The sequence below is a fragment of the Streptomyces sp. NPDC086787 genome (assembly GCF_044745865.1).
GTDB lineage: Bacteria > Actinomycetota > Actinomycetes > Streptomycetales > Streptomycetaceae > Streptomyces.
This window is the reverse complement of the sequence record NZ_JBIVBC010000001.1, coordinates 35,041-61,552: the sequence shown is the minus strand read 5'-3', so window position 1 is coordinate 61,552 and position 26,512 is coordinate 35,041. Positions and strand designations below refer to the sequence as shown.

18 protein-coding genes are annotated in these 26,512 nt (G+C 72.8%); 11 read left to right on the top strand and 7 right to left on the bottom strand.

Annotated elements, in window-relative coordinates:
• The first annotated feature begins 71 nt into the window (after nucleotides 1–71).
• Nucleotides 72–263: a hypothetical protein gene (locus ACIPK3_RS00215; protein WP_402565169.1), complete on the top strand. Its 192-nt coding sequence runs from the start codon at nucleotides 72–74 to the stop codon at nucleotides 261–263.
• A gap of 94 nt (nucleotides 264–357) precedes the next feature.
• On the opposite strand, the gene ACIPK3_RS00210 is transcribed toward ACIPK3_RS00215, so the two are convergent.
• The 4 genes from ACIPK3_RS00210 to ACIPK3_RS00195 form a co-directional block, all read right to left on the bottom strand.
• A complete protein-coding gene (locus ACIPK3_RS00210) occupies nucleotides 358–1,212 on the bottom strand; it encodes a hypothetical protein (RefSeq protein WP_402565167.1) in 855 nt (284 codons plus the stop codon).
• Between the two features lie 292 nt (nucleotides 1,213–1,504).
• A complete protein-coding gene (prfB, locus tag ACIPK3_RS00205) occupies nucleotides 1,505–2,611 on the bottom strand; it encodes a peptide chain release factor 2 (RefSeq protein WP_402565165.1) in 1,107 nt (368 codons plus the stop codon).
• A 63-nt stretch (nucleotides 2,612–2,674) separates the two neighbouring features.
• Nucleotides 2,675–3,907, bottom strand: a complete 1,233-nt coding sequence (locus tag ACIPK3_RS00200; protein ID WP_402565163.1) for a serine/threonine-protein kinase — start codon at nucleotides 3,905–3,907, stop codon at nucleotides 2,675–2,677.
• 149 nt (nucleotides 3,908–4,056) lie between these two features.
• Complete coding sequence (locus ACIPK3_RS00195) at nucleotides 4,057–5,760, bottom strand: serine/threonine-protein kinase (protein ID WP_402565162.1); 1,704 nt, start codon at nucleotides 5,758–5,760, stop codon at nucleotides 4,057–4,059.
• Nucleotides 5,761–6,121: 361 nt separating this feature from the next.
• On the opposite strand from ACIPK3_RS00195, the gene ACIPK3_RS00190 reads away from it, so the two are divergent.
• From ACIPK3_RS00190 to ACIPK3_RS00155, 8 genes are all read left to right on the top strand, one after another.
• Nucleotides 6,122–9,451 carry an FHA domain-containing protein gene (locus ACIPK3_RS00190; protein ID WP_402565160.1) on the top strand — a complete coding sequence of 1,110 codons (3,330 nt, stop codon included), beginning with the start codon at nucleotides 6,122–6,124 and terminating at the stop codon, nucleotides 9,449–9,451.
• Nucleotides 9,452–9,662: 211 nt separating this feature from the next.
• The gene (locus ACIPK3_RS00185; RefSeq protein WP_402565159.1) at nucleotides 9,663–11,051 is read left to right on the top strand and encodes an ABC transporter substrate-binding protein; all 1,389 of its coding nucleotides are present in this window, start codon (nucleotides 9,663–9,665) and stop codon (nucleotides 11,049–11,051) included.
• Between the two features lie 7 nt (nucleotides 11,052–11,058).
• Complete coding sequence (locus ACIPK3_RS00180; protein WP_402565157.1) at nucleotides 11,059–12,402, top strand: carbohydrate ABC transporter permease; 1,344 nt, start codon at nucleotides 11,059–11,061, stop codon at nucleotides 12,400–12,402.
• The gene (locus ACIPK3_RS00175) at nucleotides 12,399–13,307 is read left to right on the top strand and encodes a carbohydrate ABC transporter permease (protein ID WP_402565155.1); all 909 of its coding nucleotides are present in this window, start codon (nucleotides 12,399–12,401) and stop codon (nucleotides 13,305–13,307) included. Before ACIPK3_RS00180 ends, ACIPK3_RS00175 begins: the two co-directional genes overlap by 4 nt.
• Before the next feature lie 168 nt (nucleotides 13,308–13,475).
• The gene (locus ACIPK3_RS00170; protein WP_402565153.1) at nucleotides 13,476–15,764 is read left to right on the top strand and encodes a CDP-glycerol glycerophosphotransferase family protein; all 2,289 of its coding nucleotides are present in this window, start codon (nucleotides 13,476–13,478) and stop codon (nucleotides 15,762–15,764) included.
• A gap of 125 nt (nucleotides 15,765–15,889) precedes the next feature.
• Nucleotides 15,890–18,130 (top strand): bifunctional glycosyltransferase family 2 protein/CDP-glycerol:glycerophosphate glycerophosphotransferase, encoded by a 2,241-nt coding sequence (locus ACIPK3_RS00165; RefSeq protein ID WP_402565151.1) that lies wholly within the window; start codon nucleotides 15,890–15,892, stop codon nucleotides 18,128–18,130.
• Between the two features lie 7 nt (nucleotides 18,131–18,137).
• Entirely contained in the window at nucleotides 18,138–20,354 is a 2,217-nt protein-coding gene (locus ACIPK3_RS00160) for a CDP-glycerol glycerophosphotransferase family protein (protein ID WP_402565149.1), read from the top strand.
• Nucleotides 20,351–21,625, top strand: a complete 1,275-nt coding sequence (locus tag ACIPK3_RS00155) for a hypothetical protein (protein ID WP_402565148.1) — start codon at nucleotides 20,351–20,353, stop codon at nucleotides 21,623–21,625. Before ACIPK3_RS00160 ends, ACIPK3_RS00155 begins: the two co-directional genes overlap by 4 nt.
• A 195-nt stretch (nucleotides 21,626–21,820) precedes the next feature.
• Here the strand turns inward: ACIPK3_RS00155 and ACIPK3_RS00150 are convergent, their stop codons facing one another.
• On the bottom strand, nucleotides 21,821–22,234 hold the full coding sequence (locus ACIPK3_RS00150) for an organic hydroperoxide resistance protein (RefSeq protein ID WP_402565146.1): 414 nt from the start codon (nucleotides 22,232–22,234) through the stop codon (nucleotides 21,821–21,823).
• 131 nt (nucleotides 22,235–22,365) lie between these two features.
• Between ACIPK3_RS00150 and ACIPK3_RS00145 the strand changes: the two genes are divergently transcribed.
• On the top strand, nucleotides 22,366–22,881 hold the full coding sequence (locus ACIPK3_RS00145; protein ID WP_402565144.1) for a MarR family winged helix-turn-helix transcriptional regulator: 516 nt from the start codon (nucleotides 22,366–22,368) through the stop codon (nucleotides 22,879–22,881).
• Here the strand turns inward: ACIPK3_RS00145 and ACIPK3_RS00140 are convergent.
• A complete protein-coding gene (locus ACIPK3_RS00140) occupies nucleotides 22,823–24,340 on the bottom strand; it encodes a glycosyltransferase family 39 protein (protein ID WP_402566820.1) in 1,518 nt (505 codons plus the stop codon). The two genes, ACIPK3_RS00145 and ACIPK3_RS00140, sit on opposite strands and share 59 nt — an antisense overlap.
• A gap of 223 nt (nucleotides 24,341–24,563) precedes the next feature.
• Between ACIPK3_RS00140 and ACIPK3_RS00135 the strand changes: the two genes are divergently transcribed.
• Nucleotides 24,564–25,826, top strand: coding sequence for a glycosyltransferase 87 family protein (locus ACIPK3_RS00135; RefSeq protein ID WP_402565142.1), 1,263 nt, complete (start codon nucleotides 24,564–24,566; stop codon nucleotides 25,824–25,826).
• 37 nt (nucleotides 25,827–25,863) lie between these two features.
• Here ACIPK3_RS00135 and ACIPK3_RS00130 read toward each other — a convergent pair whose 3' ends face one another.
• Nucleotides 25,864–26,490 (bottom strand): TetR/AcrR family transcriptional regulator, encoded by a 627-nt coding sequence (locus tag ACIPK3_RS00130; RefSeq protein ID WP_402565140.1) that lies wholly within the window; start codon nucleotides 26,488–26,490, stop codon nucleotides 25,864–25,866.
• Nucleotides 26,491–26,512: the final 22 nt, after the last annotated feature.

Sequence of the window (26,512 nt, the reverse complement as noted above, 5' to 3'; positions counted from 1 at the left end):
ACAGTGGAGGGGAACGTTCTCGCGTCCGGAGGCGTTCTGTATGTGAAGGCCGGTGCAAGGAGGGCGAGCGCATGACGTACGACCGTTTGGTGTGCGCGAACTGCGCGGCGCCCGTGAACGAGGGCCGGTGCCCGGTGTGCCGCGCCAGTCGCGAGCGGTTGCAGCACGAAAGCTTCCTTTCGGGGCTGACCCCGATGGCGCTGGTCGCGCTGGTCGTGGTGCTGATCGCCGCGGTCGCACTGCTGGCGCACCAGACCGTGTGAGAAGACCGCGGGAACCACGGAAAGGGCCCGGAGCGTGACGCTCCAGGCCCTTTCGGCTATGCGTTGACTACAGCGCGTGACAGTGCTGCCGCGGTCAGGCGGCCGTACCGCCCCGGCCGTTCGCCAGACGCGGCAGCACGCGGAAGCCGATGCCGCCGGCGATCATCGTCGCGGCGCCGATGAGCAGGAACGCGGTCTGACCGGCACCGGTCTCGGCGAGCTGCTTGTCGCCACCCTGGGCCTTGGTGTCCGAGCCGGTGTCGGTGAGCGCAGAGGAGCCCGCCTCCTGGGACACGTTGCCGTTGCCGCCACCGTCGGGGACGGTGCCGTCGGTGGAGGTGCCACCGTTGTTGCCGGTGCCACCGTTGTCGCCCGTGCCACCGTTGTTGCCGGTACCACCGTTGTCGCCGGTACCACCGTTGTCGCCCGTGCCACCGTTGTCGCCCGTGCCACCGTTGTCACCGGTACCACCGTTGTCGCCCGTGCCACCGTTGTCGCCCGTGCCACCGTTGTCGCCCGTGCCACCGTTGTCGCCCGTGCCACCGTTGTCGCCCGTGCCACCGTTGTCACCGGTACCACCGTTGTCACCCGTGCCACCGTTGTCACCCGTGCCACCGTTGTCACCCGTGCCACCGTTGTCACCGGTACCACCGTTGTCACCCGTGCCACCGTTGTCACCCGTGCCACCGTTGTCACCGGTACCACCGTTGTCACCCGTGCCACCGTTGTCGCCGGTACCACCGTCGGTGCAGATGCCGACGGGGCAGCCGTCGCCACCGCTGTCGCCACCGTTTGCGTTGCCTTCGGTGGTCGCGCCGATGCTGACCGGACCGGCCTGGACATCCAGGTCGAGGGCCGAGGCGGCGCCGGCGGCGGTCAGCGACGCACCGGCCGCGATCACGGCACCGGCGGCTATCCGCGCGACCCGGATCCGCGTCTTCTTCGTCATTTGGTTGCTACCCCCAGTAGCTGTTCGTCAATGAGGCGGCGTGCGGGGTTTGCCGTGATCGACGGAGGCAGCTGTGACGAGATACGCGTCAATTCCCCCCGGTTCACATGCGCCCCAGAAATACGCATGCCACCGTGCACCTTTCCCATTTTTCAAAGCAACGTCAAGGTCGTTGCGCGCGCAATGTCCGATGGGGTGACGTTTGCGGGGAGTTGAAGCCTGTGAGTGTGATGTAAAACCCAGACATATGACAACTGCCGCCACTCGGGCGGCAGTTGTCATATCGACAAAGTTACTTCTCCTGCTGCTTGCGCCAGCGAATGCCGGCCTCCAGGAAGCCGTCGATCTCGCCGTTGAACACGGCCTCGGGGTTGCCGACCTCGTGCTCCGTCCGCAGATCCTTGACCATCTGGTACGGGTGCAGCACGTAGGAACGCATCTGGTTGCCCCAGGAGTTGCCGCCGTCGCCCTTGAGGGCGTCCATCTTGGCCTGCTCCTCCTGGCGGCGCCGCTCAAGGAGCTTGGCCTGGAGGACGTTCATCGCGGTGGCCTTGTTCTGGATCTGCGACCGCTCGTTCTGGCAGGACACGACGATGCCGGTGGGAAGGTGGGTCAGGCGCACCGCGGAGTCGGTGGTGTTCACCCCCTGGCCGCCGGGACCGGACGACCGGTAGACGTCCACCCGCAGCTCGGACTCGTCGATCTCGATGTGGTCGGTCTGCTCGACCACGGGGAGCACCTCGACACCGGCGAAGGAGGTCTGCCGGCGGCCCTGGTTGTCGTAGGGCGAGATGCGCACGAGACGGTGGGTGCCCTGCTCGACGGAGAGGGTGCCGTAGGCGTACGGGACCTGCACGGCGAAGGTGGTGGACTTGATGCCCGCCTCTTCGGCGTACGACGTCTCGTAGACCTCGGTCTTGTAGCCGCGCTGCTCGGCCCACCGCAGATACATGCGCTGGAGCTTCTCGGCGAAGTCGGCGGCGTCGACGCCACCGGCCTCGGCGCGGATGTTGACGAGCGCCTCGCGGGAGTCGTACTCGCCGCTGAGCAGCGTCCGGACCTCCATCTCGTCCAGCGCCTTGCGGACGGCCCCGAGCTCGGACTCGGCCTCGGCACGGGTGTCCGGGTCGTCCTCCTCCTCGGCCATCTCGAAGAGCACCGCGAGATCATCGATCCGCCCGCGCAGCGCCTCGGCCTTCCTGACCTCGGCCTGGAGGTGGCTCAGCTTGCTGGTGACCTTCTGCGCCTCGTCCGGGTTGTCCCACAGAGACGGCGCGGCCGCCTGCTCCTCTAGCACAGCGATGTCTGCCCTCATCTTGTCGAGGTCCAGAACGGCCTCGATCGACTCCATGGTCGAGGAGAGGGACTTGAGCTCTTCGGATACGTCGACGACTGCCACGCCTCCAGCGTAACGGCTCCACCGCCGGACCCCGCCCGGCGGTGGCCGTTGCCCCCTGGACGATCAGGGGGTCGAGGAGCTGTGCGTGTCGCCGCGCGGGGCTTCCGGGCCGTCCCCCGAGGTCGCCAGCCACGCACCGACCCCGATCGCCGCGGCCAGGGCCACGCCCACCGCGCCGAGGGTCAGTCTGCGGCGGCGGGCCGCGGCGCGGTGGCGGGCGGAACCGGGGCGGGGTGCGCCGGAGGCGCGGGGTGCACGGGCGGTGCCGCGGGCGCCGCCGGCCAGTTCGTCGGGGCCCGGCACCCTCATCGACGTATGGGTGTCACGGTTGGAGTCCGGCCGGGCGCCGGGTACCAGCGACACCGCCCCACGTCGTGGGGCCCGCTCCCCCGCCCGGTCGGGACGCTCGGGCGCCGGTTCGCCGGCCGCGGGCGGCTCCGTGTCCGGCTCGTCCACCTCCAGCGGCGGCATCCCCGCCACCACCGGCAACTGCTCCCGCAGCCGTGCCGCCAGCTCGGACGCCCGCAGCCGCGACGCGGGGGCCTTCGCCAGGCACTGCACGATCAGCTGCCACAGCTCGTCGGGGATGCCCGGCAGCGGTACGACCGTCTCGGTCACATGGCGCCGCAGTACCGCCCCCGGGTGTCCGCCGCCGAACGGCGTGAACCCGGCGAGCAGCTCGTACAGCACGGTCGCCAGGGCGTAGATGTCCACCGCCGCCCTCGGCGGCAGCCCCTCCACGATCTCCGGTGCCAGATAGTCCGGAGTTCCGATGATCTTCGTGGCCCGGGTCCGCTTCGGCGAGTCGATCAGCTTCGCGACGCCGAAGTCGGTCAGCAGGGCGGGGTGCGCGCCTCCCGGGCCCAGCGGGCCCCGCATGTCGAGCAGCACGTTCTCCGGCTTCACGTCCCGGTGCACCACCCCGGCCGCGTGGGCCGCCGCGAGGCCGTCGGCCACGTCGGCGACGATCGCCACCGCCGCCTCGGGCGCCAGTCGCCGCTCACGCTCCAGGCGGGTGCGCAGGTCCGTGCCGCGGACCAGGTCCATGACGAGCGCCAGGTCGTTGCCGTCCACGACGAGGTCGCGCACCGACACGACATGGGGATGGTCGAGCCCGAGCAGCGCCGTGCGCTCCTGCACGAAGCGTCCGACGAGTTCCTGGTCGGACGCGAGATCCTCGCGCAGCAGCTTGATGGCGACGGGGCCCTCGGGCCCCTCCCCCAGCCACACCGTGCCGGCGCTGCCCCGCCCCAGGATCTGGTTCGCGGTGTACCGGCTGCCGATCTTCCGTGCCAAGACTGCTCCTACGGACGCGTGTTGCGGTTAAAAGTACGCGTCCGAGGAGCCGGGCTTCACCACGGAGACCGAAATCACCCGCCCGATGTCGACAAATCCACAGCCTGGGTTCGCGGACCGGGTTCGCCACCCGGCCCACGGAGCACCGGTCAGTTGCCGCCCGACGCGCTCCCCAGGTCCTTGACCCAGTCCGAGACCGAGTTGCCCCAGTCCTTCAGCTGGTGCCAGTAGCCCCGGCCCTCGCCGACCCAGGTGTGCAGCGGGGTCAGATCCCAGATCAGCCAGGCCGCGACGAACAGGATGACGATCGTGAACAGGCAGCCCTTCAGGCAGCCGAGCCCGGGGATCTTCATCGGGTTGGCGCCGCGCTGCCGCGGCTGCCGAGGCTCGGGCGCCGGCCGCTGCGGCTGCACCGGCTGCTGCGGAGGCGCGTACTGCTGAGGCTGGTGCTGCTGCGGGGCGTACTGCTGAGGCTGGTGCTGCTGCGGGTATCCGTAGCCGGGCGGCGGTCCCTGCTGCTGTCGGCCGCGGGGCTGCGGCCGCGCCTGCGGCGCCTGCCGGGGCTGCTGCTGCTGCGGCTGCGGCTGCGGCGGCCGGGCCGTCTGCCGCTGGGGTCGGCGGCGCAGCGGGTCCTCGCCCGGATCGAGGTACTGGATCTGGGTCTGCTCGTTGCGGTCGCGGGCCGCGCGCAGCTGGGTCTGCCAGGGGTGCGGCTGTTCGGGCTGCTGCCCGCCGCCCGGGTGGTGCTGCGGGACCGGCGGCAGGACGGCGGTCGGGTCGGCCGCGCCCGTCGGACCGCCGGTAGCGCCCGGACCGCCGGTGTGCGGCAGGACGCTGGTGGCGGCGTTCGGGTCGTGCGGGTCGTGGGCCCCGCGCGCCGCACTGGTGGGCAGCACCTGGGTCGGGTCGGCCGCCCCGGGCACGCCGGGCACCGCGGCCGGCGCCGGATCGGGCGCCAGCAGCGCCCCGACGCCTTCCGCGGCGGCGATCTGCGCGGAGTTCGCGTGTACGCCGACGCCCTCGGCGACGACACGCAGGCCGCGCGCGAGGTTCTCCGCGCTGGGCCGTTCGTCCGGGTTCTTGCGCAGGCAGCGCTCTATGACCGTCCACAGCGGGTCGGGCACGGTGGAGGGGCGGCGCGGTTCGGCGCTGAGGTGCTGGTGGAGCACTTCGAGGGCGCTGCCGCCGGAGAACGGGGGGTGCCCGGTGACCAGTTCGTACAGCAGGATGCCGGCACCGTAGATGTCCACGGCGGAGGTCTGCGGGCGGCCCTCGGCCGACTCGGGCGCGACATACGCGGGCGTGCCGACGAACTCGTGGGTGCGGGTCAGGCCCGGCGAGTCGGCGAGTCGGGCGATACCGAAGTCGGTGAGCAACGGGTGCATCTGGCCGTCGTGCTGCTTGAGCAGCACGTTGGCGGGCTTCAGGTCGCGGTGGACGACACCGTCGGCGTGGCTGGCCGCGAGCGCGTCGGCGACCTGGGCGGTCAGCAGGGCCGCGGCGACGGGGCTGAAGGGGCCGTTCTCGCGCAGGTAGCGGTGCAGGTCGGGGCCCTCGACGAGGTCCATGACGAGCGCCAGCAGGTCGCCCTCGACGACCAGGTCGCGGACCCGGACGATGTTGGGGTGGGTCAGCCGGAGCAGGACGGACCGCTCCCTGAGGAACCGCATGACGATGTCGGCGTCGCTGGCCAGCTCCTCCTTGAGGACCTTGATCGCGACGGTCTCACCGGGCTGCCCGGGGACGGCCGCCTCGGCGCCCGCGGTCTCACGCTGGCGGGCTCGCCAGACGGTCCCGGTGGCGCCGCGCCCGAGCGGCTCCTCCAGGAGGTACTTGCTGCCTACCGGCCGCACGTCATGCGCTCCCTGTTGCTTGCTGATGTTCCGAACCCACTGCCCGACCCACTGTAGTGCCGCCCCCAAAGGCACTACGTAAGCGTTCCGGTGCATGTTCGAAGGGAAGACGCTCGCCTCGCCCTCCTGGTTGCCGGACCCGGGGCGTGACCGATCTCAACTGATCGTCGTCCGATCGTCCTGGCGGCACTGGTCAGGCACTTTTGTGGGCAGAGCTGACCAATCAAGATCACTTGTTACCGGGTGGCGGGCGCGTTGTCAGCGGCAGGTGCGAGGATGCGTGCAGTACTGGCCGACGTGCTCGTGTGGGGTGGGGGGTAGTCCGCGCCCGCGTGAAGGGCAGAAGGGACCGCTGACGTCGATGCAGATCCGGCTGACCGTCGTAGACCCGCTCGGCGCGGACCCCCGGCGGGGCCGTGCCACGAGCCGCGACGTGCTGGTCACGGCGCCCACGGGCACGGATCTGGCGGCGGTCGCGGCGGCACTGGCCTCGGCGGTCACCGGGGACGCCACCCCTGGCCGCGAGTCGAGCGGCTCCTCGGTCGTGCTGTACGCGGGAGCGGAGCGGCTGGACGCCCGCGGCAGCGCGCTCGGCGAACCCCCGCTGCTCGACGGCGCGGTGCTGACCCTGGGCGCGCCCGCCGAGCCGGAGGCACATCCCGAGCTGGACGACGCCCCGGCCCAGCTGCACGTGGTCGCGGGCCCGGACGCGGGCGGGGTGCACCTGCTGCACGGCGGCCGGATCACCATCGGCCGCTCCGACGGCGCCGACGTCCCGCTCGACGACCCGGACGTCTCCCGCCTGCACTGTTCGGTGACGGTGGGCACCGACGGCCGGGTCTCGGTCACCGACCTCGACTCCACCAACGGCACGGCCCTGGACGGCACCCGGGTGGGTTCCCGTCCGGTGCGCTTCCCGCCCGGGGCCCTGCTCCGGGTCGGCGAGTCCGCGCTGCGGCTGGCTCCGCCCGGCGGGCCGGGAGCCCGGGTGCGGACCGTGCCGGACGGAGAGGGCTGTGTACGACTCGCCCCGGCGGACCCGGACTCCGCGGCGGACGGCGGGAGCCCGCAGACGCCGGGTCACACCCCCGCCGGAAGCGCGGAGACGCCGGGTCGCGCACCCGCCGGGACAGTGCACCACGCGTACGGCGCGGCGGGCTGGGGTGCCTCGGAGGGCGCCCCGGAGGCCCGTGAGCACCATTCCGCGGCACCGCCCACCGTGCCGGGACAGGGCACCGCGCCCGGGATCGAGTACCGGGTCGGGGACACCCACGCGGCCGACGCCCTCGGGGCCCTGCTCCCCGGCCAGGCCGCGGAGCCGTTCGCCGGAACCGGCGGCGGCCGCAAGGGCACACCGCTGCGCGGCACGGACGTCCCCCAGGGCCTGCGCAGGCGTACCGGCATAAGCGCGTGGGCACGCCGGCTGGCCGGCGGACGCGGCGAGCAGCCGGGCGCCGGACCGCAGGTGTACGACGCGGAGGACGCCGTGGCGGTCGCCGCGCCCGGGACCGGTGTGTCGCAGCAGCCGGAGACCTGGCCGGACCCGGCGGCGCTGCTGCTGACCGCGCTGGGCCCCGGCCCGCGCCTGTGGGAGCGCGGCCCGGGACACCCGGAGACGCTCACGGTCCGGCTCGGCACGGCCGACCGTTCGGCGCCGGACGGCTCGGGCCTGCTGCCCGCCGTGCCGGTGACCGCCGATCTGCGCGAGGCGGGCGCGCTGGGCCTGGCCGGACCGCGCGCGCGGCTGTCCGGACTGGCCCGCGCGGTGCTGGCGCAGCTCGCCGCGCTGCACTCGCCCGACGTGCTGGAGATCGTCCTGATCAGCGTCGACCGGGCGCGCACCCTGGAGGAGCGCACCGCCGAATGGTCCTGGCTCGGCTGGCTGCCGCACGTGCGCCCCGGCCACGGCCAGGACTGCCGGCTGCTCCTCGCCCACGACCGCGAACAGGCCGCGGCCCGCACCGAGGAACTGCTCCGCCGGCTGGACGACCATGTGGCGGCCGGGACGGCGGCGCGCGCCCCCTCCCGGACCGCCCCCGGCGACGACGAGCGACCTTCGGCCCGGCGCCCGTCCTGGGCGCGGGACGAGACCGGTGCCCAGGAGCCGGACGGCTTCCCGGGTCCGTACACCGTGGTCGTGGTGGACGGCGACCCTGGCGGCGCCGGGCTGCGCGAGTCGGTCGCCCGCCTCGCGCTGGACGGCCCGCGGGCCGGGATACACGTGGTGTGCCTGGCCGAGACGCCCCCGGCCTCGCCCGCCTCGCCGGTCGCCGTGACGTTCGAGGCGGCGTGCGCGGCGGTGCCGACGTTCCGTGGTTGCGGTGCCGTGGCGCTGCTCGGCGGTGACGTGGCCACGGCACTTCATCTGGTGCGGGTGGCGCCGATGGACGTCCACGGCACCTCGGCCGCCCCCGTCGGCCGGGGCACCGTCGGCGCCGTGGACGCGGTCTCGCCTGCCTGGGCCGAGCGGTTCGCGCGGGCGCTCGCGCCGCTGCGCACCGACGGCACGGCCACCCAGCGGCAGACGCGCGCTGCGGCGCCGCTGCCGCTGACCGCGCGGCTCCTCGACGAACTGGGCCTCGCGCGGGCCACGCCCGCGTCGCTGATGGCGCGCTGGGCCGACGCTGCCGACGACACGGAGTCGCTGGGCGGCCGGGCCCGCGCCGTGCTCGGCGCCGGTCCACGCGGTCCGCTCGGCGCCGACCTGGTGGCCGACGGACCACATCTGCTGGTCGAGGGGCCGTCCGGCAGCGGCCGTACGGAACTGCTGCGCGCGATCGTCGCCTCGCTCGCGGCCGCCGAGCGGCCCGACCGGCTGGGCGTGGTCCTGATCGACGGCCGGGACGGCGTCGGCACGGCGGCCGGGCACGGCGAGGGCCTTCGGGTGTGTACGGAGATACGGCATGTGACGACCCATCTCGGCGCCCACGACCCGGTGCGCATGCGGGAGTTCGCCCAGTCGCTGAGCGCCGAGCTGAAGCGGCGGGCCGAACTGCTCGGGCGGGAGGACTTCGCCGCGTGGCACGCGCGCCGCGAGGTGTCGGGCCGTATGGTCGCGCAGCGCACGACGGACGGGCGGGCCACCCCGGCGGGGGCCGCGGACCTGGACTCGCCGCCCAGCTCGACGATACGGCTGCGGCCCGCGGCGACGGCCCGTCAGCGGACCGAGGCCGCCCCGCCGCTGCCGCGGCTGGTGGTCGTCGTGGACGACCTGGACGCGCTGGTCTCCCCCGCGCTGGGTTCGCCCGGCCGGCCCGCCGCGGGTTCGGTCGTCAGGGCGTTGGAGGCGGTGGCCAAGGAGGGCGAGCGGCTCGGCGTCCATCTGGTGGCGGCGGCCGGCCCCGGCGGCCGCACGGCGGAGACGGAGCCGGCCCGCCGGGCCACGCTGCGGGTGACGCTGGACGCGGTCACCACCGGACCGGACGAACCGGCGCCGGGACGCGGGCGTCTGGCGTCCGGTGACGGGCGGCCGACCGCGTTCCAGGGGGGACGGGTGACGGGCCGTATCCCGCGTACCGCGACCCAGCGCCCCACGGTCGTCGCGCTGGAGTGGCAGCGCATGGGCGATCCGCCGACCAGACGTCCCGTGCGCGAACTGGGCAACGGGCCCACCGACCTGGCGCTGCTCGCGAGCGCGGTGGAGCGGGCGGCGCGGGAGGTCTCGGCGGTGGAGATACCTTCGCTTCTGTGACGCGGCCCTTGACGCGTGCTGTGACGCCTGTTCCCGCATCACCCCTGTCTCCCGCAGCCGTGGGCGCATCACCCCGGCATGGATCACGAGGCGGTCACGATCGCCCACTTGACAGCGTCGGCGCTCTTGCCGCCTTCGAGTGGCCGGGCGTAGACCGGACCGCACGGGACAGTGCTCACACGTTCAACGGAGAACGAAGAACGGGGCAGTGATGCGGAGCAGAAGCAACACCATCCGGGTAAACAGGGCCGTCACCGCACTCGCCGCGCTGCTGGCGGGTGCCCTCGCGCTCACCGCCTGCGGCGGCGACAGTGACAGCAACAAGATCGACAAGGGCACGAAGAGCGGCGGCGCCACCGGTTCCGGCACCGCCGTCCGTCTGCCGAAGCTGGACGGTGTGAGTCTGGAGGTCGCCGCCGTCTGGACCGGCACCGAGCAGGCCAACTTCAAGAAGGTGCTGGCGGAGTTCGAGAAGCGCACGGGCGCCAAGGTCACCTTCGTACCGGCCCAGGACCCGATCATCAACTTCCTCGGTTCGAAGATCGCCGGCGGTCAGCCGCCGGACGTGGCGCTGCTCCCGCAGCCCGGCGCGATCAAGCAGGCCGTGGAGAAGAAGTGGGCCAAGCCGCTGGGCGCCGAGGCGCAGGCGGAACTGGCCAGGAACTACTCGCAGGGCTGGCAGGACATCGGCAAGGTCGACGGCAAGCAGTACGGCGTCTACTACAAGGCCGCCAACAAGTCGCTGATCTGGTACAACGCCAAGGCCTTCGAGAACGCGGGCGCCAAGGAGCCGAAGACCTGGCAGGAGCTGCTGACGTCCGCTCAGGCGGTGTACGACTCGGGGGTCACCCCGTTCTCGGTCGGCGGCGCCGACGGCTGGACGCTCACCGACTGGTTCGAGAACGTGTACCTCTCCCAGGCGGGCCCGGAGAAGTACGACCAGCTCGCCCAGCACAGGATCAAGTGGACGGATCCGTCGGTGAAGCAGGCGCTCACCACGCTCGCCCAGATCTGGGGCAAGAAGGACTATGTGGCGGGCGGCGCGGACGGGGCGCTCCAGACGGAGTTCCCGGCGTCGGTCACCCAGGCCTTCAACGGCGGCGACCAGCCGAAGGCGGCGATGGTCTACGAGGGTGACTTCGCGCAGGTCAACATCGGTGAGACCAAGGCGAAGGTGGGCACGGACGCGAAGGTGTTCCCGTTCCCGTCGGTCGGGTCCACCGCGCCCGTGGTGTCCGGCGGTGACGCGGCGGTGATCCTGAAGGACTCCAAGGGGGCGCAGGCGCTGGCCACCTTCCTCGCCTCCCCTGACGCGGCGACGATCCAGGCGAAGCTGGGCGGCTATCTGTCCCCGAACAAGAACGTGGCCGCCTCGGCCTACCCGAACGAGGTACAGCGGAAGATCGCGCAGGCGCTGGTCGCGTCGGGCGACGACTTCCGCTTCGACATGTCCGACCAGGCGCCGCAGGCGTTCGGCGGCACACCCGGCAAGGGCGAGTGGAAGGACCTCCAGGACTTCCTGAAGAACCCGACGGACATCGCGGGCACGCAGGCACGGCTGGAGAAGGACGCGGCGGCGGCGTACGGCGGCGGGAGCTGATCCGGCGATGCCGTCGGCCACGGCGGCGGGTGCCTCGAAGGTGCCCGCCGCGCCTCGCAAACGCAAGAGCGTGACCGGCACCCGCAGGACGGTGGCAGTTCTGTTCCTGCTGCCCGCCCTGGTGCTGCTCGGCGCGCTCGTGGTCTACCCCATCGGGTACTCGGTCGTCCGCAGCTTCTGCACCTCCTCGGGCGACGGTTTCGCCGGCACCGACAACTACAAGGCGCTGTTCACCGACGACAGCATCCGCACGGCCCTGAAGAACAACGTCATCTGGGTGGTGTTCGCGCCCACCGTCTCCACCGCCCTCGGTCTGATATTCGCGGTGCTGACCGAACGGGTGCGCTGGGGAACGGCGTTCAAACTGGTCGTCTTCATGCCGATGGCGATCTCGATGCTGGCCGCCGGGATCATCTTCCGGCTGGTGTACGACCAGGACCCGGACAAGGGGGTCGCCAACGCGGTCTGGGTCGGCGTCCATGACACGTTCGCCGAGTCGTCGGCGTTCCCGAAGGCGCACCCGGGGCGCGAGTCACCCCTCGTCGCGCGGGACGGCGGCTTCGTCACCAGGGCTCCGGTCCACACGGGCGAGCCGGTGACCCTGCCCCTGGTGGGCGTGGCCCCCGACCAGTTGCCCGACGGCGCCAAGCGGGCGGCGGCGGCGCGGCCCGAGCCGGGGAAGGTCACCGGCAGCACCTGGCAGGACTTCACCCGGGGCAAGGGCGTCGGCAGGCTCGGCGCCCCCGACCCGTCCGAGTCGGGCTACTCCGGCATGCGGATCGAGGCGGTCAAGGACGGCAGGGTGGTGGCCTCGGCGAAAGCGTCCGCCGACGGCACCTTCACCCTGCCGGGCGAGGCCGACGGTGCCCTGCTGCGGCTTCCGGCGAGCAACTTCAAGGAGCCGTACAACGGCGTCGACTGGCTGGGCCCCACCCTGGTAACCCCGGCGATCATCGGATCGTACGTGTGGATGTGGGCGGGCTTCGCGATGGTCCTGATCGCCGCCGGGCTCGCGGGCGTGCCCCGGGAACTGCTGGAGGCCGCGCGGGTCGACGGCGCGACCGAGTGGCAGGTGTTCCGCAAGGTCACGGTGCCCCTGCTCGCCCCCGTCCTCGCGGTGGTCACCGTCACCCTGATGATCAACGTACTGAAGGTCTTCGACCTGGTCTTCATCATCGCCCCGGGCTCCTCCCAGGACGACGCGAACGTCCTCGCCCTGGAGCTCTACCGCAAGGGCTTCGCGGAGAGCCAACCCGGCGTCGCGAGCGCCATCGCGGTGTTCCTGCTGCTCCTGGTGATCCCGGTGATGGCGTTCAACATCCGCAGGCTGCGACGGGAGGGCAGGCGATGACGACGCACGCGGGAAGTGTCGGCAAGGTGGCGGACACCGGGGCGGTGCGGGGGCGGCCGTCGGTCGCGGGGCGGATCGCCGGGAAGCTCGGCGGAGGGCTGGTCCGGGCCTTCCTGCTGGTCGTCGGGCTGTTCTGGCTGGTGCCCACGATCGGTCTGCTGATCTCCTCGCTGCGGTCGCCCGAGGACATGAGCGCGAGCGGCTGGTGGAAGGTGTTCGGCGAGCCGTCCCGGCTCACCGTGGACAGCTATCAGAAGCTGCTGGAGAACGGCGACATCACGAGCTCGCTGTGGAACACCGTCCTGATCACCGTCCCGGCGACCGTGCTGGTCGTCGTGATCGGGTCGCTCGCGGGCTACGCGTTCGCCTGGATGGAGTTCCCGGGCCGCGACTGGTGGTTCCTGGCCGTGGTCAGCCTGCTCGTCGTGCCGGTGCAGGTGGCGCTGATCCCGATCGCCGAACTGTTCGGGAACATAGGCCTGTTCGGGACGATCACCGGGGTCGTCCTGTTCCACGTCGGCTTCGGCCTGCCGTTCGCGGTGTTCCTGCTGCGGAACTTCTTCGCGGAGATCCCCCGGGAGCTGCTGGAGGCCGCCCGGCTGGACGGCGCCGGTGAACTGCGGCTGTTCGCCAGGGTGGTGATGCCGCTCGGCGGCCCCGCGATCGCCAGCCTGGGCATCTTCCAGTTCCTCTGGGTGTGGAACGACATGCTGGTGGCACTGGTGTTCACCAAGTCGGGCACCCAGCCGATCACGGTGGCCCTCCAGACCCAGGTACGCCAGTTCGGCAACAACATCGACGTACTGGCGCCCGGGGCGTTCATCTCCATGGTCGTCCCGCTGGCTGTGTTCTTCGCGTTCCAGCGCCAGTTCGTGACCGGCGTGATGGCGGGCGCGGTCAAGTAGCGCTCAGGCGCGCGCAATTGGGGCGGGTATCACGCGGGGCGGGCCGGACACCGGGCCGCCCCGCGCCGTCCGCCCGGTGTCCCCCGTATGCCGCACGAACCGTGACCGATTCGGCCCATCGGCCGTTCCCGGGCAGAACGCCCGCGCCGACCGACCGATGGATGTCCAGTGCCCAGGTTCAGTGTCATTGTCCCCGCGTACAAGGTTCAGGCGTATCTGCGCGAGTGCCTGGACTCGGTGCTCTCGCAGTCGTATCCCGATCTCGAACTGATCGCCGTGGACGACCACTCGCCGGACGCCTGCGGCACGATCCTCGACGAGTACGCGGCCCGCGACACCCGCGTACGAGCCGTGCACCTGCCCCGGAACCAGGGGCTCGGCCCCGCCCGCAACGCCGGCCTGCGCCTGGCCAGGGGCGACTACCTGGTGTTCCTCGACAGCGACGACACCCTCACCCCGCACGCGCTGCGCTCGATCGCCGACCGGATCAAGGAGACCGGCGAACCGGACGTGCTGCTCTACGACCACGCCCGCACCGACTGGACGGGCGAGGCCGTCCGCGACCGGCCGGCGCTCCACCCGTCCGGGACGGGCCCGCTGTCCGAGGAGGGCCCGGCGCCGTTCCGGCTGGACGACCGTCCGGAACTGCTGCGCGTCCTGATGGTGGCCTGGAACAAGGCCTGCCGGAGGGAGTTCGTGGAGGCGAACGGACTCCGCTTCCCGCCGGGCTACTACGAGGACACCCCCTGGACCTACCCGGCCCTGATGGCCGCGCAGTCGATCGCGACGCTCGACCGGGTGTGCGTGCACTACCGGCAGCGCCGCCAGGGCAGCATCCTCGGCACCACGACCCGCGCGCACTTCGACGTCTTCGAGCAGTACGACCGGGTGTTCGCGTTCGTCGAGGAGCGGCCCGCGCTCGCGCACTGGCGGCCGGTGCTGTTCCGCCGCATGCTCGACCACTTCTCGACCGTGTTCACCCGCCCCGACCGGCTGCCGGAGGGCTCCCACGCCGAGTTCCTGCGTACGGCCCGCCTGTACCACCGGCGCCACCGCGCCTCCGGCATCCCCGTTCCGCTCCGCACCCGGCTGCGGCACTCCCTGGTCCGCTTCGCACTGCACCGCACCTACCGCGCCCTCAAACGGACCGTGTCCGCGCGCCACCGCACGGCCGGGCTCGTCGGCGGGCTCACCCGCGCGGTCCGGGCGGGCGCCCTCCAGCTGCACTACCGCGTCCAGCTGCGCCTGCCGCTGCGGGCCGACCGCGCCGTGTTCGCCGCCTACTGGGGGCGCGGCCACGGCTGCAACCCGGGCGCGCTGGAGGCCGCGTTCCGCACGCACGCCCCGCACATCCGCACCGCCTGGATCGCCCGCCCCGAGCACCAGCACACGATCCCGCCGGGCACGCTCGCGCTGCGCCCCGGCACGGCCGCGTACTGGACGGCGCTGGCCCGCTCCAAGTACCTGGTCAACAACGTCAACTTCGACCGCAGGCTGCGCAAGCGCCCCGGCCAGGTGTTCGTGCAGACCCAGCACGGCACCCCGCTCAAGCACATGGGCCTGGACCTCCAGGAGCGCCCGGCGGCCGCCCGCGGCATGGACTTCGCGCAGCTGCTGCGCGGCGTCGACAAGTGGGACTACGTGCTGTCCGCCAACCGCCACACCACCCTGACCTGGGAGCGTGTCTACCCCGGCGACTACACCACGCTGGAGTACGGCTATCCGCGCAACGACGTCTTCCAGCGGGCCACCACGGCGGACGTGACCCGGCTGCGCGAGGAACTCGGCATCCCGGACGGGTCGGTGGCGATCCTCTACGCCCCCACCCGCCGGGACCACCGCCGCACCCAGCGCCCCGCCCTCGACCTGGACCACATCGCACGCTGCCTGGGCCCCCGGTTCGTGATCCTGGCCCGCGCCCACTACGGGCAGGACGGGCCGCTCGCCGAGGCGGCCGAGTGCGGCCGGGTCATCGACGTGAGCGGCCACCCGAGTGTGGAGTCCCTGTGCCTGGCCTCGGACGCGCTGGTCACGGACTACTCGTCGATCATGTTCGACTACGCCAACCTGGACCGGCCGATCGTGGTGCACACCGCCGACTGGGAGGTGTACGACGCGGCCCGGGGCACCTACTTCGACCTGCACGCCTTCCCGCCGGGCGCGGTGGCGCGCAGCGAGGACGAGCTGATCGACATCTTCGCGTCGGGCCACTGGCGCGGTACGACCTCGGCGCGGCTGCGCCGGGCGTTCCGGGAGCGGTTCTGCCCGCACGACGACGGCCGTGCCGCCAAGCGGGTCGTCCAGCATGTCGTGCTGGGCCGGACGGACGCGCCCGCACCGGTCATTCCGCTGGACGAGCGCCGCCCGGTTCCCTCGGCGGCCGCGGCCCTCGCGCACTCCCCCCTGGCCACCGTTCCGCAACCTTCCCGTCCCCTGCCCGTCACCGACGGCCGCTGAACAGCGTTGCTTCTACCGGGAGTCCCCATGCCCACCAGCACGTCGCGGCCCACCCCGAGCCGTCCGTCCACCTGGCGGCCGGCTGGGCGGCCCGGTCGCGTCCGCACCACGGAAGAAAGAACGCAATGCCCCGCTTCAGCATCATCGTCCCGTCCCACGGGGTCGCGGGCCGGCTGTCCCAGGCACTGGACTCGGTCCTCGCACAGTCCTTCGAAGACCTGGAGCTGATCCCGGTCTGCGACGGGGATGCCCCCTGTCCGGGCGAAGCCGGGAACTCGGGGGAGTCCGAGTCCCCGGCGGCCGCCGTCGCCGCCGAGTACGCCGGACAGGATCCCCGGGTGAGCCCGGTGTACTCGCCGCCGTCCGCCGGGCTGGGCGCCGCGCGCAACACCGGGGTGCGGGCGGCGAAGGGGACGTATCTGCTGTTCCTCGACGGTGACGACATACTGCTGCCCGGAGCGCTGGCGGCCCTGGACGCGCGGCTCGCCGAGACCGGTGACGTCGACGTGCTGTACTTCGAGCACGAGCGGACGCCGTGGTGGGAGGGCGAGCCCGGCAACCCGGCGAAACCGGTGCTGGCGGGAGCCCCGGACGGCGCGTTCTCCCCCGCTGCGGTCCCCCGGCTGACCGGGGTGCGGCTTCCGGCGTGGAGCGCCGCCTACCGCCGCTCCTTCGTGGCGGCGAACCGGCTCACCTTTCCGGAGGGGCACTTCACGGACGTCGGCTGGGGCGGACTGGTCTCGGTGACCGCGGAGCGGCTGGCGGTGCTGCGCTCGGTGCTGGTCCGGCACCGGCTGCGACGGCAGGGCAGCCGGCTCAACGTGCCCGGCGCACAGCAGCACCAGCTGCTGGACCAGGTGGAGCTGGTGCTGTCCCGGGCCGGCGGCCAGGGACTCTCCGGCGACCGCACCGGGCCGCTGTTCGACCAGCTCTTCGCCCTGGTGCTGAGGACGGCGGCCCGCCCCGAGCGGCTGTCCACCGGGCGCCGGGCCTTCTTCCGCCGGGCCGGCCGGCTCTACCGGCGGCACCGCCCGGCCGGTTTCCGGGTGCCGGGGGGCAGCCCGGGGCTCCAGCACCGGCTGCTCGCCGCGGGCGCGTACACCGCGTTCGCCGCGCTGCGCGCCGCCAACCGGTCGGCGGCCAAGGCCGCCGCGGGCGTCCCGCGTCCCCGCGCGGCCCGCACCCGGCTGCTCTACCGGGCCCAGCTGCGCCGCCCCCTCGACGCCGGCCTCGCGGTGTACTGCGCCTACTGGGGCCGCGGCTATGTCTGCAACCCGGCCGCGATCCACGCCAAGGCCCGTGAACTCGCCCCGCACATCCGCTCGGTCTTCCTGGTCGAGGCCGGCCAGGAGCACACCGTGCCCGAGGGCGTCGAGCACGCGGTGATCGGCAGCCGTCGCTACTGGCAGGTGCTGGCGCGCGCCAAGTACCTGGTGAACAACGCCAACTTCGCCGAGGGAGTCGTCAAACGGCCGGGCAGCGTGCACCTCCAGACGCAGCACGGCACCCCGCTGAAGAAGATGGGCGTGGACCAGTCGACGTACCCGGTCGTCGCCGCACGGACCGGCAGCTTCACCAAGCTGCTCGGCAGGGTCGACCGCTGGGACTTCAACCTCTCCTCCAACCGGCACTCCACCCGGACGTGGGAGCGCGCCTTCCCCGGCTCCTACGAGATGCTGGAGTACGGCTATCCGCGCAACGACGTCTACTACCGGGCGACCGCCGACGACGTGGCGCGTGTCCGCCGGGAGCTGGGCGTCCCGGAGGGCAGAACCGCCGTGCTGTACGCCCCCACCCACCGCGACCACCACACCGGCTTCGAGACCGGTCTGGACCTCGCAGCCTTCTGCGAGGCGGCCGGGGACGACGTCGTCGTGCTGCTGCGCGCCCACTACTTCTACGACCGGGGGCGCGGCGGGAGCGACGGCCGGATCATCGACGTCACCGCGCACCGCTCCGCGGAGGACGTCTGCCTGGCCGCGGACGCGCTGGTCACGGACTACTCGTCGATCATGTTCGACTACGCCAACCTGGACCGGCCGATCGTCGTGTACGCCGACGACTGGGACGTCTACCGGGAGACCCGGGGCGTCTGCTTCGACCTGATGGAGGCACCGCCCGGCCCGGTCGCCCGTACGCCGGAGGAACTCGCCCGCGTCTTCCGGGACGGCGGCTACGCGGGACCGGAGTCCGCGGCGCTGCGGGCCGCGTTCCGGGAGCGGTTCTGCGAGTTCGACGACGGGCTGGCCGCCGAGCGCGTGGTACGGCGGGTGCTGCTCGGCCAGCCGCCCGAGGCGGTCCCGCCCGTGATCCCGCTCGCGGAGCGCGTTCCCGCCCCCGCCGCCGCGACCCTCGTGAGGAGCTGACCGAGCCGTGCCCCGATTCAGTGTGATCGTGCCCTGTTTCAAGGTGCAGGGCTTCCTGCACGAGTGTCTCGACTCGGTGCTGGAGCAGTCGTTCGGCGACTTCGAGCTGATCGCCGTGGACGACTGCTCACCGGACGGCTGCGGTGCGATCCTCGACGAGTACGCGGCCCGCGACCCGCGGGTGAAGGTGCTGCACCTGCCGGAGAACGTCGGGCTCGGCCGGGCCCGCAACGCCGGACTGCCGCACGCCACCGGCGACTTCCTGTTCTTCATGGACAGCGACGACACCCTCACCCCGGGCGCGCTGCGCGCCGTCGCCGACCGGCTGGCGGAGACCGGCGACCCGGATGTGCTGGTCTTCGACTACGCCCGCACCTACTGGTGGGGCGGCACCCGCCGCAACGTCCTGGCGCCGGTGCTGGCCGAGGCGGGCGACGGCACCTTCACGGCGGCCGAGCACCCGCGGATCCTGGACCTGCTGATGGTGGTGTGGAACAAGGTCTACAGCCGGGAGTTCGTGGAAGGCGGCGGCTTCCGCTTCCCGCCCGGCTACTACGAGGACACGCCGTGGACGTTCCCGGTGATGCTGAGCGCCGGGCGGATCGCCGCCCTCGACCGGATCTGCCTGAACTACCGGCAGCGCAGGCAGGGCAACATCCTGTCCACCACCAGCCGCAAGCACTTCGACGTCCACGACCAGTACGCGCGGGTCTTCGCGTTCGTCGACGAGCACCCCGAACTGTGGTCCTGGCGGCCGTATCTGCACCGCAAGATGGGCGAGCACTGTCTCGACATCCTCGCGAAGCCGGACCGGCTGCCGCCCGCCGACCGGGCCGAGTTCTTCCGGCGGACGGCGCGGATGTTCCGTGACCACAGGCCCGAGGGCGCCCCGGTGGACGGTGAGGTCGCCGTGCTGGCCGGGACCTACCCGGCCTACCTGCTGAAACGGCAGGCCACCCGGGCCGCGCGGGAGGCCGGGCGGCGCGGGCAGCTGGTCCGCAGGGCGGCGGCCGGGCGGGCCAAGCGGGGCTGGTCCCAGCTGTACTCCCGCCGCCCGGCCGATCCCGGGCTCGCCCTGTACTCGGCGTTCTCGCACACGAGTGCGGCCGGTGACCCGGCGGCCGTGTACCGCAAGGCGCGGGAGATCGCCCCGCACATCCGGGGGGTGTGGGTGGTGCGGGACGCCGAACAGGCCGCCCGGCTGCCCGCGGACATGGAGCACGTGCTGCTCGACACCCCGCGCTACTTCGCGCTCGCCGCGCGGGCGACGTACTTCGTCAACAACGTCAACTGGCCCGGCACGCTGGTCAAGCGGCCCGGCAGCGTGCACATCCACACCCACCAGGGCACCCCGCTCAAGTTCATGGGCGCGGATCTGCTGGACAAGCCGGGCGCCCGGTACGGCTTCGACGTGCCGCAGATGCTGCGCCGCGCCGACCGCTGGGACCACAGCCTGGTCGCCAACCTGCACTCCGAACTGGTGTGGGAGCGGGCCTACCCCTGCCACTTCGCCTCGGCGCGCACCGGCAGCCCGCGCAACGACGCCCTCGTGCGTCCGGCCGGGGACGCGGGGGCCGGCTTCCGCCTGCGGTACGGCATCCCGGACGACCACCGGGTCGTGCTGTACGCGCCGACCCGCCGCGACTACCGCCGGGGCGGCCACGTGGACCGGGTGGACCTGGCCCGGCTGGCCGCGGACCTGGGTGAGGGCCACACCCTCGTGGTACGGCTGCATCCGGTGCTCGCGGCCGGACCCGCGCGGGGCCTGGGTCTGGCCGAGCTGCACCGGCGGGGGGTGCTGGTCGACGCGACGGACGAGCCGCATGTGGAGGAGGTGATGCTCGCCTCCGACGCGCTGATCACCGACTACTCGGCCCTGATGTTCGACTACGCCAACCTGGACCGGCCGATCGTCGTCCACGCCGACGACTGGGCCGCGTACACCGCGAGCCGGGGCGCCTACTTCGACATCACCGCCGAGGCGCCCGGCCATGTGTCCCGCTCCGGGCCGGAACTCGCGCGGCTGTTCTCCTCCGGGGCGTGGCAGGACGCGGAGTCGGCGCGGCTGCGGGCCCGGTTCCGGGAGCGGTTCTGCGCGTTCGACGACGGCCGGGCGGCCGAGCGGGTGGTACGGACCCTGATGCTCGGCGAGAGCATGCCCGGCCCGGAGGCCGCCCGGGTGCCGGGTCCGGCGGCCGGACATGACCTGGTCGCCTCGCCGTGAGGCCGCGCACCTGGGTGCTGGTGCTGGCCGCCGTCTTCGCGCTGCTCCAGCTCGGCAACGTCACCGGCCGGGACACGCCCGACTCCAAGAACTACGTGTCGTACGCGCTCGTCCTGGGCGGCGAGAGCAGGCGGGCGGCGGCGGCCGCCACCATCGACTGGGTCTGCGCGGGTCGGTCGTCCCTCGCCCGCCGCGCGCAGAGCGTGGACGTGCTGCGCTTCCACCGGCCGAGTCCCGCCGGGCGGGTGCGCGCGAAGTGCCGGGCCGACGAGGGCAGGGTCGTGGAGCGGCGGCTGCGGGCCGGGCAGACCGACGGACACGTCGTGCCGTTCGTCGGCCCGAGGCTGCGGCGGATCTTCGAGGTGCGGCCCGGCTATCCGCTGTTCCTGACGCCGTTCGTGACGGTGCTCGGCGTGACCTGGGGGGTGTGGCTGGCGAGCGTGCTGGTGACGGTCGCGGGCGGGATCCTCGCCTTCCTGATCCTGCGCACCCTGGCCGTGACGGTGCCGCTCGCGCTGGCCGGTCAGGCGCTGTACTACGTCCTGCCGTGCGGCACCACGGCGATGCGCCCGATGGCCGAGGGCCTGATGCTGGCCCTGACCCTCACCGCCGTGTGGGGCTGCGCGCTGGCCCTGAACCGCCGCCCCCGGGCCGGTACGGCGCTGGTGGCCGCGTCCCTGGCCGCGCTGTTCGCCGTGAAGCACTCGCAGTCCCTGTTTCTGGGGCTGTGCCTGGCCGTGGCGGGTACGGCGGTCGCCCTGCGGCGACGGCTCGGCGGACGGCGCCCGGGTCGCGGGGTGGTGGCCGTCGGGGCGCTGGGCTGCGGAGCGGTGCTGGGCACGATGCTCCTCGCCCGGCTGCTGCACTACCCGTCCGAGTCCGAAAGCCTCCAGGACCTGCTCACCGCCCACTTCCGCCGGCCCGACCGGGCCCACCCGTGGCGGGAGTTCCTGCATCTGGAGGCGGACTTCTGGATCGAGTGGACGCGCAGGCAGTGCCTCGACCCGCTGTTCGTGACGGCACTGGCCGCGGGGGTGTGGGGCGCGCTGCGGCGCCCCGCCTTCGGCTGTTTCCTGGCGGGGGCCGCGTTCACCGGCGTTCTCACCCAGGCCGGGCACCCGGACATCACCATCTACGGCGGGCGCCTGATCGTGCTGGCCTGGCTGCTCCCGGTACTCGGCGCGCCGCTGCTGCTGCCCGCGTTCCCGCGCCCGCCGGTCGTGCTGCCCGCGCAGGGGCAGGGGCGACGGCGGGTGCAGTCGGTGGGGTGACAGCCCGCACCGCAACCGAAGGCGGCGGCGACCGGAGCTACTCGCGTCCGGTCGCCGCCGCCGTTGCTGACCCGCGCCGGTTGCCCTGCGTCCGCGTCTCCAGGGGCTCCGGCGGCCGCTCAACGCACCGGGGCGGGGGAACCTGGAACCGACGGACAGGGGAGGCTGCGGCGCGGGTCGTTCAGGGGGTGGGGGTCACTCGACGACGAGGGTGACCTCTATGTTGCCGCGGGTGGCGTTGGAGTAGGGGCAGACCTGGTGCGCGGTCTCGACGAGCTTGCGGCCGGTGGCCTGGTCCACGGTGTCGGGCAGTTCCACGCGCAGCGTGACCTTCAGGCCGAAGCCCTCGCCCTGCTTGCCGATGCCGACCTCGGCGGTCACCGCGGCGTCGCTGACGTCCACCTTCTCCGCGCGGCCGACGAGACCGAGGGCGCTGCCGAAGCAGGCGGCGTAACCGGCGGCGAAGAGCTGCTCCGGGTTGGTGCCCTGGCCGTTGCCGCCCAGCTCCACCGGCATGGCCAGCGCGAGGTCGATCTTGCCGTCGGAGGAGACGGCGCGGCCCTCGCGGCCGTGAGTGGCGGTGGCGACAGCGGTGTAGAGCGCGTCCATGGAAGACCATCCCTCTCGGAGTTGATGTTTGTCGTTCCGGCGGCCCGGTCCGGCCGCCCTCACGACGACAAGTAGAGCACACAATTCAATTGCACACAACTAAATGACTTGCAGGGGATTATCCTGGTCTCATGAGCGCCACGCAGCACCCGGACACGCAGTCCCCGGACACCCAGCCACCCGACGCGGACTGGCTCCACCTGGACGGCCAGATCTGCTTCTCCCTGCACGCCGCGTCCCGCGCCTTCAACGGCGTCTACCGCGTGCTCCTCAAGGACCTCGGCCTCACCTACCCCCAGTACCTGGTGATGCTGGTGCTGTGGGAGCGGGGCGACCTGCCGGTCAAACAGCTCGGCGAGCATCTGCGCCTGGACTCCGGCACGCTGTCACCGCTGGTCAAGCGGCTGGAGGCGGCCGGTCTCGTGCGCCGGGAGCGCAGCGTCCGCGACGAGCGGTCGGTGGAGGTTCAGCTGACCGAGGAGGGCGCCGCGCTGCGCGAACGGGCCCTCGAGGTGCCCCGCCGCATCACCGCCGCGACCGGCTTCGGCCTCGACGACATTCGCGATCTGCGGGAGCGCGTCGACCGGCTCACCGCTGCCCTGGACTCGGCGGTACTGACACTGGAGGAGACGCCGGAGCGGCGGTAGCGGGAGTGCCGGTGGCGGGAGTACGGCGGACGTAGAGCCGGATGACCTCCCGGTGCCGCACCACCTGCGCCCCGGGCACGAACCGCTTGCCCAGCACGTCGAGCTTGGCCAGCTCCGTGGGGTCGTGCGCCGGACGGGACAGGTCCAGCGTGCGCCGCTCGGCGACCACCCACACCCGGTCCAGCCGGTCCAGCCTGCGCCGCAGCGCGTCCGGACCCGCCTCGACGCCGTACAGCGTCCCCGACTCGGGCGCCCCCACGGCCAGCGCCACGTCCCGCGTCCCCCGGAACGCTCCCGGGTACGCCAGTGCCGTGCCGCGCATGGACGAGGGCAGGAACAGCACCGGGTCACCCGGCCGCAGATGCCGTCCGGCGGCCCTGGACACGGCGGCCAGGTCGTCGGGGCGGTGACTCGCGAGGCGGTCCTGGCGCAGAAGGGGGAGCTGGTGGACGAAGGCCAGGGCGACGGCGAGCACACCGGCGAGGGCGAGGAGGGCGGAACCCGGCCGACCCACCCGCAGCCCCGCCCACGGCCGGAACCGCCCGAGAGCTCCCACCACCCGGTCCGCCCCGGCCGCGACCAGCAGCGGCGCTCCCGAGAGCGCGTAGAGCACATAGCGGTCGACATACAGCGGCGAGAACTGCGAGGCGAGCATCAGCACCACCGGCGGCAGCACCGCGAGCGGCAGCGCGACACCCGTGCAGGTCACCTTCCCCCGCGGCCCGGCCCGCCGGACCAGGCCCGCCCCGGCCAGCGCCAGGCACGTCCAGTACACCGTCGGCGCGGTCCCCGCGAACGAACTCAGCAGCCGCTGCGCGGTCGCCACCGTCGGCGCGGTGAGCCAGGCGAGCTGGGCCGACTGGGCGTGCGACACGGCCACCAGGGGAAGCAGCGCGAGGACGACGGCGCCCGCAGCGAAGCCCCACGACCGCCACACCCGGGCGGGCACCCGGGCCGCGGCCAGCGTGACCGCGTGCGCGAGGAGCAGCAGGACCGCGAACTCGTGCAGCCAGCAGGTGACGCCGAGCAGGACGCCGTACGCCCGCCAGGCCCGGCCGGTGTCCACGGCGTGGACCAGGAGCAGCGTCGCGCCGGTGGCGCCGGCCGCGACCAGGGCGTAGGAACGGCCCTCCTGCGCGTAGTGACCGGCCATCGGCGTGACCGCGTACAGCAGCCCGGCCCACAGTCCGACACGCGGCCGGACCAGCCGGGTGCCGAGCGCCGCGACCAGACCGGCGGTCGCCGCCGCACCGCACACCGACGGCAGCCGCAGGACGACCTCGCCGGGGTGGAGGGCGAGGACCTCGTGCATGAGCAGGTAGTAGAGGCCGTGCACCGCGTCGATACCGTGCAGCAGCCGCCAGATCTGCGGCACCGTGCGCCGTGCGACCTGGACCGTGACGGCCTCGTCGCGCCACATGCCGCCGCGGTCGAGCCCCCAGAGCCCGAGCGCGAGCATCACGGCGACCGGAACGGCCACGGCGAGGACCTCGGCGCGGCGCGACGCACTCGACGACGGACTCGACGGACTCGACGACGAATTCACTGCCCGCGACGGTGTCGGTTTCAGCAGGGGCTCCATGTTCACCACGCCCCGATTTTTTGCGATTAGACAATATTTGTTCGGCATTGACGGTGTATCAGCACCATTACACCATCCACGCGGCTTACGCTCCGTTGTGATGAAGCATCGTCAGCTCCCCCTGGTGTCCCTCGCCGCCGCGTGGATCGTCAGCCGCGCCCTGATGCTGTGGCTGCTCGCCCACAACACCGAACGCCTGCTGGGTCACGGCTCGGTGGCACGCGAGGTGTGGCGGCTGTACTTCCACTGGTACGGCATCCTGTCCAACGGCTCGTTCCCCACGCAGGACACGCTGTGGCAGTACCCGCCGGGTGCCGGCGCGGTACTGATGTCGCCGGGACTGCTGCCGGGACTGACGTACTTCCAGGCGTTCGTGACTCTCACGCTGGCCACGGACGCGCTGGTCACGGCGGTGCTGGCCCATGCGGGCAGGCGGCCGGGACGCAGCCTGATGGGGGCGGCGCTGTGGACCGGCGGGCTGCCGCTGCTGCTGCACATCCCGCTCGCCCGGTACGACGTGCAGGTCACCTCCTTCGCGGTCATCGCCCTGTTGACGCTGTCGCGCTCCAGGCGGGCGTGCGGGGTGTTCGCGGCGCTGGGCGCCCTGGTGAAGGTGTGGCCGGTGCTGGTACTGCTCGGCCTGACACGGGGCCGGGCCACCCGGTCCGCGTGGACCTGGGCCGCACTGACCGGGGCGGTGGGTCTCGGGCTCTTCGCGGCGCTGTTCGAGCATCCGCTGGCCTTTCTGGAGCAGCAGGGCGGCCGGGGTGTCCAGATCGAGTCGCTGGGCGGTACGGCGCTCAGCCTGGCGCGGCACGCGGGCTGGCCGGGGCGGTCCCGCTACCGGTACGGCGCGATCGAGCTGGTCGGCCCCCACGTCTCGGCCGTGGCGACCGCATCCCTCGTGCTCACGGCGGTGGCCTTCGGGCTACTGCTCCTGTGGCGTGTGCGGGCGCGGCGCTGGAACGAGGCGACGCCGTTCGACACGGCACTGTGCGCGGTCCTGCTGTTCACGGTCACCAGCCGGGTGATCAGCCCGCAGTACATGATCTGGCTGCTCGGCCTGGCCGCCGTCTGCCTCACCTCCCGGCACACCGTCCAGCGACCGGTGGCCGCACTGGTGGTCGCGGCCACCGCGGTGAGCGCAGTGGCCTACCCCGCTTTCTACGGCGAGGTGACGGCCTGCACCTGGACCGGCGTCGCCCTGATGCTCACCCGCAACGGCCTGCTGGCCACAGCCGCCGTACTCTCCTACACCCGCCTCTGGCACTCGACCCGCCCGACCCCGACCACCCCCACCACCACGGGCAGACCCCACCCGACCCCCCACCACACCCCCCAGGACGCACTGACCACCTCCTGACGCACCGGATCGGCGCCGGTGGCGCGAAGGTCCGGGCTCACAGTGCCTTGAGTGCCTCTGCCGTCGCCCGGGTCAGTGTCTCCAGGTAGGCCTTGGGGAGTTTCGGGCCGCGGATGACGACCGAGCGCCAGTACAGGGGGCCGGAGATCAGGTCGAGGGCCAGGTCGGCGTCGATGCCGTGGCGGAGCTCACCGCGTTGTTCGGCCGCCGCGAGGATCTTGCTGGCGACGCCTTCCTGCCCTTCGCGCAGGGTTCTGCGCATGGCGTCGGCGATCTCGGGATTGCGGGCCGCCTCGGCCTGGAGGTCGGGGATGATCTGCGAGGCGACGGGGTGGCGCAGGGCGCGGGACGTGAACTCGTACAGGAGCCGCAGGTCGCCCTCCAGCGTGCCGGTGTCGGGCACGGGCAGGCCCAGCACCGCGAGGGCCGACACCACGTCGAGCACGAGGTGCAGTTTGGAACGCCAACGGCGGTACACCGCGGTCTTGCCGACCCCGGCGCGGCGCGCGATGCCCTCGATGGACATCCGGGCGTAGCCGACGGAGGCGAGTTCCTCGAAGACGGCGGACCGGATGGCCTCGGTCACGTCCTCGCGAAGGACGGCCGCCCCGGCGGGGGGCCGGCGGCGCGGACGCGTCTGGGGTCCCTCGGCGTTCGTCGTCATGAAGTCCAGCATAGGGCGTTAC

What these genes read in the sequence shown, in the direction of transcription:
- ACIPK3_RS00215 (WP_402565169.1), top strand. Translation starts at nt 72, where the DNA reads ATGACGTACGACCGTTTGGTGTGCGCGAACTGCGCGGCGCCCGTGAAC.
- ACIPK3_RS00210 (WP_402565167.1), bottom strand. Translation starts at nt 1,212, where the DNA reads ATGACGAAGAAGACGCGGATCCGGGTCGCGCGGATAGCCGCCGGTGCC.
- ACIPK3_RS00190 (WP_402565160.1), top strand. Translation starts at nt 6,122, where the DNA reads ATGCAGATCCGGCTGACCGTCGTAGACCCGCTCGGCGCGGACCCCCGG.
- ACIPK3_RS00185 (WP_402565159.1), top strand. Translation starts at nt 9,663, where the DNA reads ATGCGGAGCAGAAGCAACACCATCCGGGTAAACAGGGCCGTCACCGCA.
- ACIPK3_RS00180 (WP_402565157.1), top strand. Translation starts at nt 11,059, where the DNA reads ATGCCGTCGGCCACGGCGGCGGGTGCCTCGAAGGTGCCCGCCGCGCCT.
- ACIPK3_RS00175 (WP_402565155.1), top strand. Translation starts at nt 12,399, where the DNA reads ATGACGACGCACGCGGGAAGTGTCGGCAAGGTGGCGGACACCGGGGCG.
- ACIPK3_RS00165 (WP_402565151.1), top strand. Translation starts at nt 15,890, where the DNA reads ATGCCCCGCTTCAGCATCATCGTCCCGTCCCACGGGGTCGCGGGCCGG.
- ACIPK3_RS00150 (WP_402565146.1), bottom strand. Translation starts at nt 22,234, where the DNA reads ATGGACGCGCTCTACACCGCTGTCGCCACCGCCACTCACGGCCGCGAG.
- ACIPK3_RS00145 (WP_402565144.1), top strand. Translation starts at nt 22,366, where the DNA reads ATGAGCGCCACGCAGCACCCGGACACGCAGTCCCCGGACACCCAGCCA.
- ACIPK3_RS00140 (WP_402566820.1), bottom strand. Translation starts at nt 24,340, where the DNA reads ATGCTCGCGCTCGGGCTCTGGGGGCTCGACCGCGGCGGCATGTGGCGC.
- ACIPK3_RS00135 (WP_402565142.1), top strand. Translation starts at nt 24,564, where the DNA reads ATGAAGCATCGTCAGCTCCCCCTGGTGTCCCTCGCCGCCGCGTGGATC.
- ACIPK3_RS00130 (WP_402565140.1), bottom strand. Translation starts at nt 26,490, where the DNA reads ATGACGACGAACGCCGAGGGACCCCAGACGCGTCCGCGCCGCCGGCCC.